Consider the following 18,252-nt stretch of genomic DNA (forward strand, 5'->3'; position numbering starts at 1 on the left):
CATGTCTCTCGGTCCCGTCGTTCGTGTTGAGCCCCCAGTACGGGTGCTCCTCGTCGACGACACCGAGACGGCCGCGGACACGGCGTCGGCGCTCGACGCCTGCGACCGCCTCGATGTCGCGGCGGTCGACGCGCCGACCGTGGCGCTCGCGACGCACGCCGAGACGCCGTTCGACTGTATCGTCACCGAGTTCGACGACACCGCCGGTCTCGATACGCTGCTCCGCGTCCGCGAGCTGCCGAACCCGCCGCCCGTGATTCTGTTCACCCGGCTCGACTCCGAGAAGACGGTCCGCGAGGCGATCGCCGCCGGCGTCGCCGACGTGGTCGACAAGCGACCGACCGACGCTCAAATCGCGGTGCTCGCCCACCGCATCTCGAAGGCGGTCGCCGCGGCCCGCCAGTCGACCGAACTCGACGAACTGCACGCGTGGCTCCGCGTCGTCGCCGAGCAGTCGCTCGTCGGCCTGTACGTGATACGCGACGGCCGGGTCGCGTTCGTCAACGAGTATCTCTCGAACTTGCTCGGCTACGACACGGACGAGGTGGTCGGCCGACCCATCACCGAGTTCGTCGTCGAAGAAGACCGCGCCATCGTCGAAGAGAGCCTGCGAAACAGGTCCCACGGCAGCGTCGAATCGATGTCGTACACCGTCCGCGTCCGGGATTACGCCGACGAGCTGACCGCGCTGGAAATCACCGGCCAGCGGACGACGGTCGACGGCGAGCCGGTCGTCGTCGGGACCGCGATGGACGTCACGGCCCGACTGGAGTCCGAACGACTCCTCAGACGGTCCGAGCGCCTCACCAGCCAAATCATCTCGTCGCTCCCGGATATGGTGTTCATCTCGGAGCCCACCGAGTTCGACATCGTCTACATCAACGACCAGTTCGAGAGCGTCTGGGGACGCGACGTGTCGCTTCTCTACGATGACCCGAACTCGTTCCTCGACCTCATCCACGTCGACGACCGAGACCAACTGACGCGGGCTATCGACGAGATGTTCGTCGACATCCGAGACGGTGCCGTCGACGACCAATACGAGTTCGAGTTCCGTTTCGTTCCCGAGGGGAGCGAGCGTATCCACTGGGCCACCGCCCGCGCGGTCCCGCTCCTCGGTGAGAACGGCGACGTGACGAACATCCTCGGCGTGATTTCCGACCTCACGGAACGCATCAGCCACGAGCGCGAACTCGCCCAGCAGAACGCCCGGCTCGACGCCTTCGCCCGCGTCCTCTCGCACGACATCCGCGGGCCGCTGGCGGTCGCACAGGGCCGGCTCGAACTCGCACGCGAACTCGACGACGACAGCCACCTCGACCACGTCGAGCGCGCCCACCGACGCATCACCGACGTGGTCGAAGACGTGCTTTCTCTCGCCCGCGACGAACGCTCCGTCCTCGACGCGACGGAGGTCTCGCTGGCCGACGCCGCGGCCACCGGCTGGGAGATGTGCTCGTCGAACGCCGACCGCGTCCGCTGTGAAATCGGCGAGCTTCCGGTGGTCGAAGCCGACGAGAGCCGGACGACGCGCCTCTTCGAGAACCTGTTTCGGAACGCGCTGCAGCACGCTCGAAACGGCCGCGCCGGCGCGGCCGACCGCGGCGACGAGCCGACCGACCTCGTGATTCGCGTCGGCGCGCTTCCGTCGCGCCGCGGCTTTTTCGTCGAGGACAACGGGCCCGGCATCCCGGCGTCGATTCGCGACCGCGTCTTCGACGCCGGCTTTTCGACCAAAGACGGCGACGGAAACGGCCTCGGACTCGGCATCGTCCGGCAGATTGCCGACTCCCACGGCTGGGCGGTTCGGGCCGTCGACGGCGCGGCCGGCGCGCGCTTCGAGGTGCTTTTCGACCCCGTCGGCGAGGCCGGCGCGGCGGAGTGAGCGCCGCGGCTCACGGGCGGGTCGCGACCGCGCGCCCGAGGCCGACCGCTCGCTCGGTGAGACCGACGGACCGCGCCACCGCGACCGCTCCCCCGAAAGCAGATATATCCCCGTGGCATAGGAGTCAACGATGCTCTTGGTCCTCTGTGTCGACCTCGACGACGACCTCGGCCGCAAGACGGGTCTGTCGACGCCCGTCGTCGGCCGACAGCGCGTCGAGGACGCCGCGGTGGCGCTGGCCACCGCGGACCCGGAGGACTCCGACGTGAACGTCCTCTTTCAGGGCATTCAGGTCCACGACGAACTCCTCGAATCGGAGGACGAGGAGGTCGAAGTCGCGGCGGTCACCGGGTTGGAAGGCAGCGACGTGAAGGCGAACCGCGCCATCGGCGACGAGATAGACACCGTCCTCGCGAGCCTCTCGACCGGCGAGCCAGTCCACGCCATCGTCATCACCGACGGCGCACAGGACGAGTCCGTCCTCCCGGTCATCCGCTCTCGCGTCCCCATCGACGGGGTTCGCCGGGTCGTCGTCAGGCAGGCCCAGAACCTCGAATCGATGTACTACACGATGAAGCAGGTGCTCGCCGACCCCGAGACCCGCGGGACCATCCTCGTCCCGCTCGGCATCCTGCTTCTCATCTACCCCTTCGTCACCATCGCCAGCTTCTTCGACGTGCCCGGTGCGGTCGTCCTCGGCCTCATCTCGGCGCTCCTCGGGCTGTACACGCTGTTTCGCGGACTCGGCCTCGAATCAGCCGTCGACGAGGCGGCCAACCGCGCGCGGAACGTCCTCTACGCCGGCCGCGTCACCATCATCACCTACGTCGCCGCCGCGGCGCTCCTCGTCGTCGGCGGCGTCCGCGGGGTCGAACTCCTCGAAACCGTCTCGGAGAGCGTCGCGGGCGACCCCCCGGCGGGGCTCGTCCTCGCCACGCTCGTCCACGGCGCAGTCGAGTGGTTCGCCGCCGCCGGCATCACGAGCAGTCTCGGACAGGTGACAGACGAGTACCTCCAAGACCGGTTCAAGTGGCGCTACCTCAACGCGCCGTTCTACGTGTTCGCCATCGCCATCGTTCTGTACGCGCTGTCCGGCTTCTTCCTCCCCGAGGGCGTCGTCGGCGTCCAGAAGTTCTACCTCCCCGGGCTCGCCGTCGCGCTCACGGTCGGCACGCTCCTCGGCGTGCTGAGCACGCTCACGTTCGCGGTGGCGGAGTCGCGCTACCCGACCGGCTCGGACGGCGAAAACGAGCAACCGGCGTAATCGGCGTTCCCCCGCAGACTGTGTTTCCGCTCGACTCCTCAGCTCTCGCGGACGATGACGAACTCCGCGAGGTCGCGGAGATATTCGAGTGGCTCCGAGTCGTCGACGCCCGAGGACTCGAGGGCCGAAAGCGCCTCGTCGGCCTGCTTGCGGGCCCGGCGGTTCGCTTCCTCGGGGGTCAGGTCGGTCACCTGCACGAGCGACGGCCGGCCCATCTCGGCGTCCTGTCCCGTGGGTTTGCCGAGTTCCTCGGCGTCGGCGGTGGCGTCGAGCACGTCGTCGCGAATCTGGAAGGCGACGCCGACGCGGGCCGCGTAGTCACCGAACGCCTCGACGACGTGGGCGTCGCCGCCGGCCGCGACCGCGCCGAGTTCGGCGGCGGCGCGGAACAGCGCGCCCGTCTTGCGGTGGGCGAGCTGCATGTACTCGGCTTCGTTCGAGGGGACCGCGACGAGTTCGGTCGCCTCGCCCTCGCCGAGTTCGACCATCGATTCGGCGACGATGCGGGTGGCGCGGTCGGACGACGACAGGAGGGCGAACGCCTCCCCGAGCAGGCCGTCGGAGGCGATGATGGCCGGGCCGTAGCCGTACTCGGCCCACGCGCTCGGCGTGCCGCGGCGGATGTCGGACCGGTCGATGATGTCGTCGACGACGAGCGAGGCGTTGTGGACGAGTTCGACGCCGACCGCGAAGTCGACGGCGTCTTCGGGGGTGCCACCGACGGCCTCGCAGGCGAGGATGGTCACGGCGGGGCGGACGCGCTTGCCCCCCGCGAGAGCGACGTGGTCGAGTTGGTCGGCGAGCTCCGACGGCTCGACCGCCGAGACGACCTCCTCGAGGCGGTCGTTTACCATCGTGACCCGGCGCTCCAGGTATTCCATTGTCGGTTCGTAGGGTTGGGTAGGGAAGTACGTACCGGATTTCCGAAAACCGAGCGCGGAGGCGGTCGCCGTCGGCGGTTCCTGACCCGTCAGCAAGGTCGAGATTGTGTGCCCTTTCGCGTTCTCTCACGCTGGGCGTCTCACGTTCGTCCACGCTGCCCCGTGCCGTGAGCGAGGAGCGTTTTTGGTGACGCTTTTGCCGAGGGCGGCCCCAGGCCGCCCGCAGCGCAAACGGTTCTATTCGAACTGCTCGATGAGCTCCGGTACCACGTACGACCACCTTTTTCCGGACGCTCACGAGTTCGCGTCCGCAAAAATCTGGACCAAAAACGGCCGGGTACTTACTCGAACTGCTCGATGAGCTCCGGTACCACGTCGAAGAGGTCGCCGACGATACCGTAGTCAGCGATATCGAAGATGGGCGCGTTGGGGTCGGTGTTGATGGCGACGATGTTCTCAGCACCCTTCATCCCGGCGACGTGCTGGACCGCGCCGGAGATGCCGACTGCGATGTAGAACTTCGGCGTGACGACCTTCCCGGACTGGCCGACCTGCCGGTCCTTCGGGAGCCAGCCGTTGTCGACGATGGGCCGCGACGACGACAGCGTCGCGCCGAGCGCGTCGGCGAGCTCCTGCACGAGTTCGATGTTCTCCTCGTCTTCGATGCCGCGGCCGACGGAGACGAGCACGTCGGCGTCGGCGATGTCCACGTCGCCGCTGCCGACCTCTTCGAACCCGGTCACGCGCGAGCGCACGCGAGACTCATCGAGGTCGAACGAGAACGCCTCGATGGCGGGCTCGCCCGACTCCTCGGCGGCGTCCCACTCGCCCGGGCGGACGGTGACCGCGGCGCGGTCGGCGTCGACTTCCACGGTGGATTCGACTTTCGAGGCGTACATCTCGCGGGTGACGACGAGACCGCCGTCGTTCTCCAGGCCGATGGCGTCGGTCACGAGCGGGCGGTCGAGGCGCTCTGCGACCGCGGGGGCGTAGTCCAGGCCGTTGACCGTGTTGCCCATGAGGACGTACGTGGGGTCGAGTTCCTCGGCGAGCGCTTCGACGGCCTGCACGGACACGTCGTGGTTGAACTCGTCGCCCTCGGCGACGGTGTGAATCGTGTCCACGCCGGCGAGCGAGAGCTCCCCGGCGAAGGCGTCCACGTCGCCGCCGATGACCGCGAGGTGGAGTTCGCCGCCGGTGTCGCTGACGAGGTCGCTCCCGGCCGTCACGAGTTCGAACGACACGTCGCGGAGGCTTCCGCGGCGGTGCTCGACGACGGCGAGCACGTCGCTCATTGCGCGCCCACCCCCTTCTCGCGGAGGACGGTCGCAAGGTCGGCGGCCTGCTCCCCGGCGTCACCCTCGAAGTAGGTCGCGTCGGACTCGGTCTCCGGCTCGTACACGTCGGTCAAGACGAGGTCGGACTCGACCGCCGCGGCGTCGAGGCCGAGGTCGGAGAGCGCGAGCGGCTTGATTTCCTTCGACTGGGCCTGTCGAATCCCGCGCAGGCTGGCGTAGCGCGGCTCGTTGATGCCGGTCTGGATGGTGAGGACCGCGGGGAGGTCGACCTCGGTAAGTTCCTCCACGCCGCCTTCGAGTTCGCGGCGGACGTTCGCCACGCCGCCGTCGGCGTCGAGGTCGAGGGCGTTCACGACCGCGGCCCACTCGAAGCCGATTGCCGAGGCGAGCGAGACGCCGGTCGCGCCGAAGCTGTCGTCGTTGGCCTGCACGCCCGTCAGGACGAGGTCGGGGTCCTCGTCTTCGACGACCGCCGAGAGGAGGCGCGTCTTCGCGGCCACGTCGAGCAGGTCCACGCCGTCGAGCGCGTCGTCCCACACGCGGACCGCGCGGTCGACGCCCTTGGCGAGCGCCATGCGGATGGTCTCTTCGGACCGCTCGGGACCGATGGTGACGGCGACGACCTCCACGTCGTCGTCGCTCCCCTCGGCGATTTGGACGGCTTCCTCGACCGCGTACTCGTCCCACTCGTTGAGGTCGTAGTCGAGGTACTGGTCCGCCACGCGGAGCCCGTCGAGCTCGAAGTCCTCTTCGACCTCGGCTACCTCCTTGACGGTTACGAGAATTTTCATCAACGTTCACTACCGACCGGGGCGAATAAACGTTTTCGCACCGCGGCCGTCCGCGACGCCGTCGCCCGATTACTCCTCGTCTTCGTCCTCGTCGGGCAGCGAGATGAGGTTCTCGCGGCCGAGACGCAGCTTCTCGACGCGCTCCTCGTCGGCCATCGCCGACAGGAGCTGTGAGACCTTGGCGTCGGACCAGCCGGTCTCCTTGACGATGTTCGCCTGCTTCATCCGCCCGCCGCTCCGTTCCAAGAGGAGTTCGACCCGCTCTTCGTCCGAAAGCAGGTCGAGGTCGACGTCGACCTCGTCGCGCTCCTCACCGTCGTCGTCCGGTGCGGACTCGTCGGTCGGCTCCGGCGTCGGCTCCCGTCGCGGTTCGGAGTTCACCGACGCTCCGGCCGGCTCCGCCCCGCTCGGCCCCCGCCGTGTGAACAGGACGACGCCGGCCACGAGCACCGCGAGGACGACCGCACCGCCGCCGACGAGCGTCCACGGAATCGTCTGTTCCGGGCCCGTCGAGACGTACGTCACGCTCAACTGCTCGGTCGACTCGAAGGTTCGCGGCCCCTCGACGACGACGGCGTTGTTCTCGAGCGGGATGTCCGTGTCGCTGACGGCGTACCCCGGCGGCGTCTGAATCGTGAGGTTCTGATTCGACCGAAGCGACGTGAGCCACGTCCCGTCGTTACCGGCCGAGAAGGCGTCGCCGACGCGCAGACCCTCGCTGGTCTGTTCCGCGAAGTCCGTCCACGTGAACGTCAACACGAGGACGCCGGTCTCGTTTTGCGTCTCGAGCTCGTAGCGCGTCTCGACCCGCCAGTTCGCGGAGCGATCAGCGCGTAGTTGAATCGAGATTTCCGTCTCCGGTGACCGTTCGAGCGTCGTCTGTTGGGCGGCGAGCGGTCCGCGGCCGAGCTTCGCGAGCGTCGCTGTCTCGTCCGCGTCCGCGCTCGAATCGGTGACATCGGTGTCGGGAACGCCGGCGACCGCGTCCGCGCTCTGCGTGCCGGCCGCGGCCACGTCCGTGGCCGTCACTGGGACTGCGACGCCGGCGACGATGGTGAGGAGGGCAACGATGAGGGCGGCGCTCCGCATATACGTAAATCCGTTTCGTCCGGCGATGAAAACGCTTTCCATCGATTCAACAGCGTCAGACGCCGTCGAGAGACGCCCCCGTCGTCGCCGTCGTCGACAGCAGCAAGAGGGTCATTTTAGTACTGCCCCCGTGTACCCTCACGGCGATGAAGGCCCTCCCGCTCGTCGTCGTCATGCTCCTCGTGGCGTCGCCGGTGCTCGGCGCGGTCGGTCCGACCGACGGCTCGTCCCCCTCGCTGGCGCTCGATGGGGCGACCCACGCACAGGTCGAGTCGCCGTCCAACGAGACGATTCACGTCCTCGATATCCCGTCGTCGGAGCTGGTCCGGTCGACGGTCGAAGCCCACCACGTCGACCTCGGTCCCTCTCTCGACTTCTCCGCGCTCAGGGCCGGCGGGCGGATTCAGACGGGGGCGTCTATCGAGCGCATCGAGTCCGCGAGCGACGACAGCACCCGACAACAGCTCATCCTCGACGAGCTAAACGGCATCGAGCAGCGCGCAATCGCGCTCCAGAGCGCACAGCGCTCCGTCATCGAACGGTTCAACGACGACAACCTCACCGCGCGAGAGCTCCTCATCGAACTCGCGCGAATCGACGCCGAGGCGCGGGCGCTCAACGAGCGGCGCGTCGCCCTCCGTGACGTCACGAGCCGAACGTCGGACTTCTCGATTAGCTCCGGGCGGCTCGCGGCGCTCGAACGCGAACTCGACACGTTCACCGGTCCCGTTCGGACGCACGCGGTCGCGGTCATGACCGGCGAGGCCGACGCCGCGCGGTTCTCCGTGCGGACGAGCGAGACCGGGGTCGTCCTCAGCGTCGTCGCCAACGGCGAGTACGTCCGCGAGGCCTACCGCGCGGACCTCCGCGACCGCGACCAGCGCACGGTCACCTACGAGGAGGCGCTCGACATCGTCGCGGAGAACTACCCGACTATCTACTCCAGCCGCACCGCACAGAACGGGACCAACGTCATCAGTGCCGGCGACAGCCACCGCGTGCGAATCAACTACAACTACGGGCAGTTGACGGCGTACGTTGACACCGGAAGCGGACGCGTGTTCAAGGAGTCCCAGACGCGTCCCCTCAGGTCGATTTCGACCACCGCCACCGCCACCGGGGTCAGAGACGGGCTGGCGCTCACCGTCGACCGGACCTACCCCGGCGGACCGCTCCGAATCCAGTTGAACGAAAGCGAGACGGGCGACCCGGTCGACGCGAACGTCACGATTGGACTCGAAGCCAGCCAGGAGAGCACGCTGTTGGGTCACACCGGCTCCGACGGGACGCTCTGGACCGTCTCGCCGTCAGCGCCCTACACCGTCACGGTTATCAAGGGCAACTCGGCGGTCGTGCTCACGGCCGATCCGACGCCCACGCCCACCCTCGCGGCGAACCCAACCGCCACGGAAAACGACACGTCCCCGACGGTCACGTCGACGCCGACCGAATCGACCGAGTCGCCCGGCCCCTCCCGGACGGTCCCGCAGGGCGCACCCGGCGACTCGCCAACGGTCGGTTCTCCGACGGTCAGCTGACCGGAGCTTCTTATCCCATGACGGGACCACCCCGTCTCGATGCCTCGTCAGTTCCGCCGCTCGACCCGCGGCTCGTCAGTACTCATCGGGAGCGTGCTCCTCATCGGTCTCGTGGTCGTCATCGCGGCCGCTGTTGGCGCGGCGGCGTTCGACGCGGCCGACGCCTCGCCGACGCCGACTCGACCCACGGCGCTGTCGCTCGGGGTCTCGGGTGACACGCTGTCGCTGACTCACGAGGGCGGCGCGCCGCTCGACGTGGACTCGCTCGCGGTTCGTATCTCGGTGGACGGTGAGTCGCTCGCGCACCAACCGCCCGTGCCGTTCTTCTCGGCCAGCGGGTTCCAACCCGGTCCGACCGGCCCGTTCAACGCCGCGGCCGACCCCCGGTGGACCGTCGGTGAGACGGCGACCCTCGAACTCGCGGGGACGAACGACCCGACTATCGAGCCGGGTGCGACGGTGACCGTCCGCGTCTTCGACGGCGACACGCCGGTCGCGGCGCTCGAAGCGACAGCGTCGTGAGTCGGTCGCGACGATGCGCTGACAGCGACGAACACGAGCGACCGCGTCGACCGCGGCGGTCAGCGATTATTCCTCGGGTGCGCGCGCGATGGTGACGATGGCCCGCGGGCTCCCCGGCTGGCGTTGGAGGATGTGGTGTTCGATGTCGACGAAGCCGGCGGCCTCGAACATCCGGTCGGCCTCCTCCTCGTCGTAAAACAGCATGATGGCGTCCGCAAGCTTCTGGAAGACGCCGGATTTCGGGTCGTCGGGGCCGACGACGAGCACCTTGCTCCCCGGTTTCACCACGCGGCGGAACTCTTCGAGCGCGGTGACCGGGTTCGGCCAGTACTCGATGGAGCCGGACGACCAGATAACGTCGAACGAGTCCTCAGCGAAGGGGAGCCGCTCGGCGTCCCCGCGGTAGAATCGGACCTCGTCGTGCTTGCCGAACTTCTCCCACGCCTTCTGCATCTGGTGGATGCTCTGGTCGAGGCCGTGGACGTCGTCGGTGTAGCGGAGCAGTCCCTCGGTTCCGAAGCCGGTGCCACAGCCCACGTCGAGGACGCGGTCGCCCTGCTGGATGTCGAGCATCTCCAGCGCCTCGTCGCGCATCTCCTCGTTCCAGATGAACGGGTTCACCCGGTCGTACACCTTCGAGAGGTACTTGTAGAACAGGCGGGCCCGCGCTTTGTTTTCGAGGACTCCCATCGCGCCGGGATTAGAACTCGCCGATGATAACGGTGCGGATTCGCCGCGCCGGTCGGCGTTCGAGGGGGGTAAATCGCCGCGTTTTCCGAGCGTCTGTCACAGACTTTCCGCAAACACCTTATACAGCGCTTGTGCAACGTTCCTGTGATACGAGTATGCCGAGACAAGAGGTTCTCGAACGAATCAAAACGGCCGAGCAGGAGGCCGACGACATCGTTGAAGAGGCCGAGGCCGAACGTGAGGAGCTCGTCGCGGAGGCGCGTGAGGAAGCCGATGAGATTCGCTCCGAGGCCGAAGAAGAGGCCGCAGAGCTCGAATCCGAGCGTCTTCAGGAGGGACGCGCGGACATAGAGACGGAGCGGGAACGCATCCTCGAAGAAGGCGAGGACGCCCGCGACGAACTGGTTGCCGAGGCGGAAGACCACATCGACGACGCGGTCGAGTTCGCCATCGGCAAATTCGAGGAGGCGGTGGATGCTCAGACCTGAGCAGATGAGCAAGGTCTCGGTGACCGGTTCCAAGGGCGTCATGCCCGAGGTCATCGAGGCCGTCCACGACCTCCGACTGCTGCACGTCACCGAATACGACGGCTCGTGGCAGGAGGAGTTCGGATTCGAGACGGGGTCGCCCATCGAGGGCGCCGAGAGCGCGTCCGATAAGCTCGTCACCGTCCGCTCGCTCAAAAGCATCCTCGGGGTCGAAGACACCGACTCCGGCCGGCAGCGCATCGTCCCCGACGACGCGCTCGGCGAGCCCCTCGAAGAGATTCGAGCCGAAGTCAATGAACTGGACGACCGCCGCTCCGAGCTCGAAAACGAGCTCCGCGCGGTGGACGAAAAAATCGACGCGATGGAGCCGTTCGTCGACCTCGGACTCGACCTCGACCTGCTTTCGGGGTACGAGACGCTGCAGGTCGTCGTCGGCCAAGGGAAGGTCGAGCCCGTCGAGCGCGCCGTCGTCGACGCCGACGACATCCGCGCCTACGAGATTTTCTCGGGCGAGCGCACGCACGCCGTCTTCGGTCGGCCGGTCGACGGTGCCGACGAGATGGCGCTCGCCGACGCGCTGGTCGGCGTCGAGTTCGCCACGCTCGAAGTCCCGGACGCCTCGGGAAGCCCCGAAGAGCATATCCGTGACCTCGAACAGAAGAAGCGCGAAACCGAGTCGAAGCTCGAAACCGTCGAATCCGAGCTCCACGACATCGCCGTCGAGGAGGGCGAGTTCCTCCTCGCCGCCGAAGAGCGACTCGCAATCGACGTTCAGAAGACGGAAGCGCCGCTTTCGTTCGCGACGACGGAGAACGCCTTCGTCGCCGAGGGCTGGATTCCGACGGAGCGCTACAACACGTTCGCGGGCACGCTCAAAGACGAGGTCGGTGAGCACGTCGCCGTCGAGGAGCTCGAACGCGCCGAGTTCTCGCGCGACGGACACGACCACGCGCGAGAGGACGTCACCGAGACCGGCGGCACGGCCGCCGTTACCGACGGCGGAACGGTCTCGATGTCCAGCGACGACCCGCCGGTCGTCCAGAAGAACAGCGGCGCTGTCAAGCCGTTCGAAATCCTCGTGCAGGCGGTTAACCGCCCGAACTACCACGAGCTCGACCCGACCATCATCCTGTTCCTGACGTTCCCGACGTTCTTCGGGTTCATGATCGGTGACTTCGGGTACGGTGTCATCTACACCGCCATCGGCTTTTTCCTCTACTCGAAGTTCGAGGACGGTGCGCTCAAGAGCATGGGTGGCGTCACCCTCGCCGCGGGGCTGTTTACGACGTTGTTCGGCATCCTCTACGGCGAGATATTCGGCTTCCACCTCATCACCCAGTACTTCTGGGAAGGAATGCTCGGGCTGTCGCACCCGCCCATCGAGAAGGGGCTGTCGCCGGCCACCTCTGAGTGGGCCCTCGGTTGGCTCACCGTGAGCGTCGCCGTCGGTATCTTCCACATCAACGTGGGGTACATTCTCGACTTCTTCGAGAACTACGAACTCCACGGCGCGAAGGAGGCGGTCCTCGAAAGCGGTTCGTGGATCCTCATGCTGAACGGCCTGTGGATCTGGATCTTCAGCGACGCGCTCGGTGGCGTCCCGCCGGAGTTCCTGTTCACCACGTTCGCGGCTGACGGGCTCATCCCGCTCGGCTTCTCCGGCTTCTCGTACACTGTCGGCTGGATCGGCCTCGGGCTGTACTTCCTCGGCGCGGGGCTGCTCGGGACGGCCGAACTGGCCGAACTCGTCGAGTTCGCCGCCCCGCTTTCGAACGTCCTGTCGTACACGCGTCTCGGCGCGGTCCTCATCGCGAAGGCGTCGATGGCGTTCGCCGTCAACCTGCTCGTCTTCGGCGTGTACGTCGACGACCACGGCGGCTGGCACTTCGGGCTCGGCGGAATGCCCGACGCTGCTGCACTCGAAGCGGCAGGAACCGTGAGCTATCACGGCCACGAAGTGACCGAGATTCTGTTCGGCGGCATCTTCCACACGGGTGCCGCGGGCGTCGTGGGCGGACTGCTCGTCCTCGTCGTCGGTCACCTGGTCGTCCTCGCGCTCGGCGTCACGAGCGCCGGCTTGCAGGCCGTGCGTCTCGAGTACGTCGAGTTCTTCAACAAGTTCTTCGAGGGCGGCGGCCGCGCGTACAACCCGTTCGGCTACGACCGCGAGTTCACGACCGAAGACTAACCCTCATCGTCGATTCTTTTTTGACTTTTGTCCGCTCGGAGCGGCCGCTTTTGTAATGACGACGATTCCGCCGTCGTAGACAGACCGTCCAGACGTTTTGGGAACCTTTATGATACGGCTGACGCCACATGCAGACGTTCGGAGACGACAATCCGGTACTCAGGAACACACAATGATTGAAGCAATCGAACCCCTCATGACTGCACTGCAGAGTGAAGCCGCTTCCTCGCCCGCTATCACCGCCGACGCCGCGGCGGCCCTCTCCGTCGGTATCGCCGCCTTCGCCGCAGGCTATGCGGAGCGTGGCATCGGCTCCGCCGCGATGGGCGCCATCGCGGAAGACGACGACCTCTTCGTCAACGGGCTGGTCCTTACGGTTCTCCCCGAGACCCTCGTTATCCTCGCACTGGTCGTTGTCTTCGCGGCCTAAGCACCCCCTCTCTTTCCCATTATGAGTTTGGACAACGTCGTTGAGGACATCCGAGACGAAGCCCGCGCACGCGCAGAGGACATCAGGCAGGACGGCCAGGAACAGGCAGACGAGATCGTCGCCGAGGCCGAGGCCGACGCCGAAGAGCTCCTCGAATCGCGGAAGGCGGACGTCGAGCAACAACTCGAACGGGAGCGCGAACAGGCGCTCTCCAGCGCGAAGCTCGAAGCCAAGCAGGCCCGACTCAGCGCCCGTCGTGACGTGCTCCAGCGCGTCCGCGAGCAGGTCGAACGCGAACTCGCCGAGCTGGAAGGCGACCGTCGCGAAGAGCTCACCCGCTCGCTGCTCGACGCGGCGGCGGTCGAGTTCGAAGACGCAGACGAAGTCTCCGTCTACGGCCGCGCCGACGACGAGGAGCTGCTTTCGAGCATCCTCGAAGACTACGACGGCTACGAGTTCGCCGGCGAGCGCGACTGCCTCGGTGGCGTCGTGGTCGAGGGGTCGAACTCGCGCGTCCGGGTGAACAACACCTTCGACTCGGTCCTCGACACAGTCTGGGAGGACAACCTGAAGGAAGTGAGTGCGCGACTGTTCGACGACCAATGAGCACTACCGGCGGCTCGAATCCCGAATACGTCATCGCTCGCGTTCGAGCGCGACGTAGTGCCCTGTTCGGCGACGAGGAGTACCGCAAACTGGTCCGCATGGGACCGGCCGAAATCGCCCGGTTCATGGAGGAATCGGAGTACGAGACCGAGGTCAACGCGCTGGGCAGCCGTTTTTCCGGCGTCGACCTCATCGAGTACGCGCTGAACCAGAATCTGGCGAAGCAGTTCAACGATATCCTCGGCTGGGCAGACGGCCGCCTCTACGACCTCATCGCGCGGTATCTCCGCAAGTTCGACGCGTGGAACGTGAAGACGATTATCCGCGGTCTCTACTCCGGTGCGTCCCGCGAGGAGGTCGAATCCGACCTCATCCGCGCCGGCGAGTTCGACGACCGCCTCATCTCGCGACTGCTCGACGCGGGCGAGATAGAAGAGGTCGTCAGCGTCCTCTCCGGCACCATCTTCGGTGACGGCCTCGCGGCCGCCTACGAGGAGTACGAGGAAGTCGGCGTCCTCGTCCCGCTGGAGAACGCGGTCGACCGCGCCTTCTACGAGCAGTTGCTCGACGACCTGGTCGTCGGCGAAGAGGCAAAGCAGTACCGCGAGTTCCTCGAAGCCGAAATCGACTTCCGAAACGCCCGAAACGCGCTCCGCATCGCTCGCAGCGGTGCCGACCTCGACCCCGTCGACTACTTCATCGAGGGCGGCACGCTGTTCCGCGCGACGGAGCTCGCGTCGCTGGCGACCAGCCCGGACGAGCTGGTGTCGAAAATTCGTGACAGCCGATACGGCGACCGCCTCTCGGCGGCCCTTTCGGACCTCGAAGCGGCAGACAGCCTCATCGGCTTCGAGCGCGCCCTCGACGCGGCGCTCTTGGAGTACGCGGACACGCTCGGTTACGTGTTCCCGCTTTCTGTCACGCCAATCGTCTCGTACATCCTCGCCAAGGAGCGCGAGGTTGACAACATCCGGGCCATCGCCCGCGGCCGCGAAGCCGGGCTGGACCCCGATGCAATAGAAGCGGAGCTGGTCATCCTATGAGCCAGGAAATCGCAGTTATCGGCAGTCCGGACTTCACCACGGGCTTTCGGCTTGCGGGCGTCCGCAAGTTCGAGAACGTCCCGGACGAAGCGAAGGACGACGAACTCGACGAGGCCGTGACGCGGACGCTGGAGGACGAGGACGTCGGCATCATCGTGATGCACGAAGACGACCTCGACCACCTCTCGCGTAACGCCCGGCAGTCGGTCGAGCGCAGCATCGAGCCGACGCTCGTGACGCTCGGCGGTTCCGGCGGCGCGAGCGGCCTCCGTGACCAGATCAAGAGAGCAATCGGTATCGATCTGATGGACGAATAACCAAACATGAGTCAGGCAACACAAGATTCCGTTCGCGAGGACGGTGTCATCGCAAGCGTGAGTGGTCCGGTCGTGACCGCCCGTGGCCTCGACGCCCGCATGAACGACGTCGTCTACGTCGGCGACGAAGGGCTGATGGGCGAGGTCATCGAAATCGAGGGCGACCTCACGACTATTCAGGTGTACGAAGAGACCTCCGGCGTCGGTCCCGGCGAACCCGTCGAGAGTACGGGCGAACCGCTGACCGTCGACCTCGGCCCGGGGATGATGGACGCCATCTACGACGGCGTCCAGCGTCCGCTGGACGTGCTGGAGTCGAAGATGAACTCGGCGTTCCTCGACCGCGGTGTCGACGCGCCGGGTATCGACCTCGAAAAGGAGTGGGAGTTCGAACCCACCGTCTCCGAGGGCGACGAGGTCGCCTCCGGCGACGTCGTGGGGACGGTCCCCGAGACCGTGACCATCGAGCACAAGGTCATGGTCCCGCCGGACTTCGAGGGCGGCGAGGTCGTCGCCGCCGAGGAAGGCGAGTTCTCCGTCACCGAGACGGTCGTCGAACTCGACAACGGCGAAGAAATCACGATGCACCAGGAGTGGCCGGTGCGTCAGGCTCGCCCCGCCGCGGAGAAGAAGACTCCGCGCGAACCCCTCGTCTCGGGGCAGCGCATCCTCGACGGTCTGTTCCCCATCGCGAAGGGTGGAACGGCAGCGATTCCGGGGCCGTTCGGCTCCGGGAAGACGGTCACGCAGCACCAGCTCGCCAAGTGGGCCGACGCGGACATCGTCGTCTACGTCGGCTGCGGCGAGCGCGGTAACGAGATGACCGAGGTTATCGAGGACTTCCCGGAACTCGACGACCCGAAGACGGGTAACCCGCTCATGGCTCGGACGTGCCTCATCGCGAACACGTCCAACATGCCCGTGGCAGCCCGCGAATCCTGTATCTACACCGGCATCACCATCGCGGAGTACTACCGCGACATGGGGTACGACGTTGCGCTCATGGCCGACTCCACCTCCCGGTGGGCAGAGGCCATGCGCGAGATTTCGTCGCGTCTCGAAGAGATGCCCGGCGAAGAGGGGTACCCTGCGTACCTCGCCGCGCGTCTCTCCGAGTTCTACGAGCGCGCCGGCTACTTCACGACCGTCAACGGCGAGGAAGGCTCCGTCTCCGTCATCGGCGCGGTTTCGCCGCCGGGCGGCGACTTCTCCGAGCCGGTCACGCAGAACACCCTGCGTATCGTCAAGACGTTCTGGGCGCTCGACGCGGACCTCGCAGAGCGCCGTCACTTCCCGGCCATCAACTGGAACGAGTCGTACTCGCTCTACCAAGAGCAGCTCGACCCGTGGTTCGTCGAGAACGTCGAGGACGACTGGGCCGAAGAGCGCCAGTGGGCCGTCGACGTGCTCGACGAGGAGAACGAACTGCAGGAAATCGTTCAGCTCGTCGGTAAGGACGCCCTCCCGGAGGACCAGCAGCTGACCCTCGAAATCGCTCGCTACCTCCGCGAGGCGTACCTCCAGCAGAACGCGTTCCACCCGACGGACACGTACTGCTCCCCCGAGAAGACGTACGGAATCCTCACCGCCATCCACACGTTCAACGACGAGGCGTTCAAGGCGCTCGAAGCCGGCGTCCCCGTCGAAGAGATTCAGGCCATCGAGGCGGCTCCCCGGCTGAACCGCATCGGTGTGCAGGAAGACTGGGAGGCGTACATCGAGGACCTCAAAGCAGAGATCACCGAGCAGCTCCGCGAGCTGTACTGAGACCATGAAGGAATACCAGACCATCACCGAAATCAGCGGCCCGCTGGTGTTCGCCGAGGTCGACGAGCCGATCGGTTACGACGAAATCGTCGAAATCGAGACGCCCCAAGGCGAGACCAAGCGCGGACAGGTCCTCGAATCCTCCGAGGGCCTCGTCGCGATTCAGGTGTTCGAAGGCACGACCGGTATCGACAGGAACGCGTCCGTCAAGTTCCTCGGCGAGACCCTCAAGATGCCCGTGACCGAGGACCTCCTCGGGCGCGTGCTCGACGGGTCCGGCCAGCCCATCGACGGCGGCCCCGAGATCGTCCCCGACGAGCGTCGGGACATCGTCGGCGCGGCAATCAACCCCTACTCCCGCGAGTACCCCGAGGAGTTCATCCAGACCGGCGTCTCCGCCATCGACGGCATGAACACCCTCGTCCGCGGCCAGAAGCTCCCCATCTTCTCCGCGTCGGGGCTTCCCCACAACGACCTCGCGCTCCAGATCGCCCGTCAGGCGACGGTGCCCGAGGACGAAGACAGCGGCGAAGAATCGGAGTTCGCAGTCGTCTTCGGCGCGATGGGTATCACGCAGGAAGAGGCCAACGAGTTCATGGAGGACTTCGAGCGCACGGGCGCACTCGAACGCTCGGTCGTCTTCACGAACCTCGCGGACGACCCCGCAGTCGAGCGGACGGTCACGCCGCGACTCGCGCTGACGACCGCCGAGTACCTCGCGTTCGACAAGGACTACCACGTCCTCGTCATCCTGACCGACATGACCAACTACTGCGAGGCGCTCCGCGAAATCGGCGCGGCTCGCGAAGAGGTCCCCGGTCGCCGTGGCTACCCGGGTTACATGTACACCGACCTCGCACAGCTCTACGAGCGTGCGGGTCGCATCGAGGGCCGCGAGGGGTCTGTCACGCAGATTCCCATCCTCACGATGCCGGGTGACGACGACACGCACCCGATTCCCGACCTGACCGGCTACATCACGGAAGGGCAGATCTACATCGACCGCGACCTCAACTCGCAGGGCATCCGCCCGCCGATCAACCCGCTTCCGTCCCTGTCGCGTCTCATGGACGACGGTATCGGTGAGGGCCTCACCCGCGAGGACCACGCCGACGTGTCCGACCAGATGTACGCGGCGTACGCGGAGGGTGAAGACCTGCGAGACCTCGTGAACATCGTCGGTCGCGAGGCGCTGTCGGAGCGCGACAACAAGTACCTCGACTTCGCAGAGCGCTTCGAAGCCGAGTTCGTCAACCAGGGCTTCGACACGGACCGGTCCATCGAGGACACCCTCGACATCGGCTGGGACCTCCTGTCGACGCTTCCGAAGTCCGAGCTCAACCGTATCGACGAAGAGCTCATCGAGGACTACTACGACGAAGACGCCGAGTCGGTCGAAGCGGAAGCCTAGACCGCGGCGAACGCCGCGTTCGTCCCTCGGTTCGATTCTCCGCT

At 66.5% G+C, this 18,252-nt stretch carries 17 protein-coding genes; 12 read left to right on the plus strand and 5 right to left on the minus strand.

Annotated elements, in window-relative coordinates:
* Position 1: 1 nt before the first annotated feature.
* Complete coding sequence (locus ACSR87_RS09090; protein ID WP_498530248.1) at positions 2 to 1,885, plus strand: PAS domain S-box protein; 1,884 nt, start codon at positions 2 to 4, stop codon at positions 1,883 to 1,885.
* Positions 1,886 to 2,015: 130 nt separating this feature from the next.
* Positions 2,016 to 3,149: a DUF373 family protein gene (locus ACSR87_RS09095; RefSeq protein ID WP_498530249.1), complete on the plus strand. Its 1,134-nt coding sequence runs from the start codon at positions 2,016 to 2,018 to the stop codon at positions 3,147 to 3,149.
* Between the two features lie 38 nt (positions 3,150 to 3,187).
* Here ACSR87_RS09095 and ACSR87_RS09100 read toward each other — a convergent pair whose 3' ends face one another.
* The 4 genes from ACSR87_RS09100 to ACSR87_RS09115 form a co-directional block, all read right to left on the minus strand.
* Complete coding sequence (locus ACSR87_RS09100) at positions 3,188 to 4,030, minus strand: polyprenyl synthetase family protein (protein WP_008576980.1); 843 nt, start codon at positions 4,028 to 4,030, stop codon at positions 3,188 to 3,190.
* 341 nt (positions 4,031 to 4,371) lie between these two features.
* Positions 4,372 to 5,325 carry an electron transfer flavoprotein subunit alpha/FixB family protein gene (locus ACSR87_RS09105; RefSeq protein ID WP_498530250.1) on the minus strand — a complete coding sequence of 318 codons (954 nt, stop codon included), beginning with the start codon at positions 5,323 to 5,325 and terminating at the stop codon, positions 4,372 to 4,374.
* Positions 5,322 to 6,119 carry an electron transfer flavoprotein subunit beta/FixA family protein gene (locus ACSR87_RS09110; RefSeq protein ID WP_498530251.1) on the minus strand — a complete coding sequence of 266 codons (798 nt, stop codon included), beginning with the start codon at positions 6,117 to 6,119 and terminating at the stop codon, positions 5,322 to 5,324. The genes ACSR87_RS09105 and ACSR87_RS09110 overlap by 4 nt, the downstream gene beginning before the upstream one ends.
* Positions 6,120 to 6,188: 69 nt before the next feature.
* Entirely contained in the window at positions 6,189 to 7,208 is a 1,020-nt protein-coding gene (locus ACSR87_RS09115) for a helix-turn-helix transcriptional regulator (protein WP_498530252.1), read from the minus strand.
* Between the two features lie 146 nt (positions 7,209 to 7,354).
* Between ACSR87_RS09115 and ACSR87_RS09120 the strand changes: the two genes are divergently transcribed.
* Together ACSR87_RS09120 and ACSR87_RS09125 are read left to right on the plus strand one after the other, a co-directional pair.
* Positions 7,355 to 8,746 (plus strand): DUF7094 domain-containing protein, encoded by a 1,392-nt coding sequence (locus tag ACSR87_RS09120; protein ID WP_498530253.1) that lies wholly within the window; start codon positions 7,355 to 7,357, stop codon positions 8,744 to 8,746.
* Positions 8,747 to 8,785: 39 nt separating this feature from the next.
* Positions 8,786 to 9,268 carry a type IV pilin domain-containing protein gene (locus ACSR87_RS09125; protein WP_008579688.1) on the plus strand — a complete coding sequence of 161 codons (483 nt, stop codon included), beginning with the start codon at positions 8,786 to 8,788 and terminating at the stop codon, positions 9,266 to 9,268.
* Positions 9,269 to 9,334: 66 nt separating this feature from the next.
* Here the strand turns inward: ACSR87_RS09125 and ACSR87_RS09130 are convergent, their stop codons facing one another.
* Positions 9,335 to 9,958, minus strand: coding sequence for a methyltransferase domain-containing protein (locus tag ACSR87_RS09130; protein WP_004044614.1), 624 nt, complete (start codon positions 9,956 to 9,958; stop codon positions 9,335 to 9,337).
* 155 nt (positions 9,959 to 10,113) lie between these two features.
* Between ACSR87_RS09130 and ahaH the strand changes: the two genes are divergently transcribed.
* The 8 genes from ahaH to ACSR87_RS09170 all read left to right on the plus strand — a co-directional run bounded on the left by ahaH (position 10,114) and on the right by ACSR87_RS09170 (position 18,208).
* On the plus strand, positions 10,114 to 10,446 hold the full coding sequence (ahaH, locus tag ACSR87_RS09135; RefSeq protein WP_004044613.1) for an ATP synthase archaeal subunit H: 333 nt from the start codon (positions 10,114 to 10,116) through the stop codon (positions 10,444 to 10,446).
* Positions 10,433 to 12,634 (plus strand): V-type ATP synthase subunit I, encoded by a 2,202-nt coding sequence (locus ACSR87_RS09140; protein WP_498530254.1) that lies wholly within the window; start codon positions 10,433 to 10,435, stop codon positions 12,632 to 12,634. Before ahaH ends, ACSR87_RS09140 begins: the two co-directional genes overlap by 14 nt.
* Before the next feature lie 172 nt (positions 12,635 to 12,806).
* Positions 12,807 to 13,064: a F0F1 ATP synthase subunit C gene (locus tag ACSR87_RS09145; RefSeq protein WP_004044611.1), complete on the plus strand. Its 258-nt coding sequence runs from the start codon at positions 12,807 to 12,809 to the stop codon at positions 13,062 to 13,064.
* 21 nt (positions 13,065 to 13,085) lie between these two features.
* Entirely contained in the window at positions 13,086 to 13,670 is a 585-nt protein-coding gene (locus ACSR87_RS09150; protein ID WP_004044610.1) for a V-type ATP synthase subunit E, read from the plus strand.
* Positions 13,667 to 14,713, plus strand: coding sequence for a V-type ATP synthase subunit C (locus tag ACSR87_RS09155; RefSeq protein ID WP_498530255.1), 1,047 nt, complete (start codon positions 13,667 to 13,669; stop codon positions 14,711 to 14,713). Before ACSR87_RS09150 ends, ACSR87_RS09155 begins: the two co-directional genes overlap by 4 nt.
* On the plus strand, positions 14,710 to 15,030 hold the full coding sequence (locus ACSR87_RS09160) for a V-type ATP synthase subunit F (protein WP_004044608.1): 321 nt from the start codon (positions 14,710 to 14,712) through the stop codon (positions 15,028 to 15,030). The genes ACSR87_RS09155 and ACSR87_RS09160 overlap by 4 nt, the downstream gene beginning before the upstream one ends.
* 6 nt (positions 15,031 to 15,036) lie before the next feature.
* Complete coding sequence (locus tag ACSR87_RS09165) at positions 15,037 to 16,797, plus strand: ATP synthase subunit A (protein ID WP_498530256.1); 1,761 nt, start codon at positions 15,037 to 15,039, stop codon at positions 16,795 to 16,797.
* Positions 16,798 to 16,801: 4 nt separating this feature from the next.
* Complete coding sequence (locus ACSR87_RS09170; RefSeq protein WP_188148022.1) at positions 16,802 to 18,208, plus strand: ATP synthase subunit B; 1,407 nt, start codon at positions 16,802 to 16,804, stop codon at positions 18,206 to 18,208.
* Positions 18,209 to 18,252 lie beyond the last annotated feature (44 nt).

The organism is Haloferax sp. SDI50 (genome assembly GCF_059802635.1).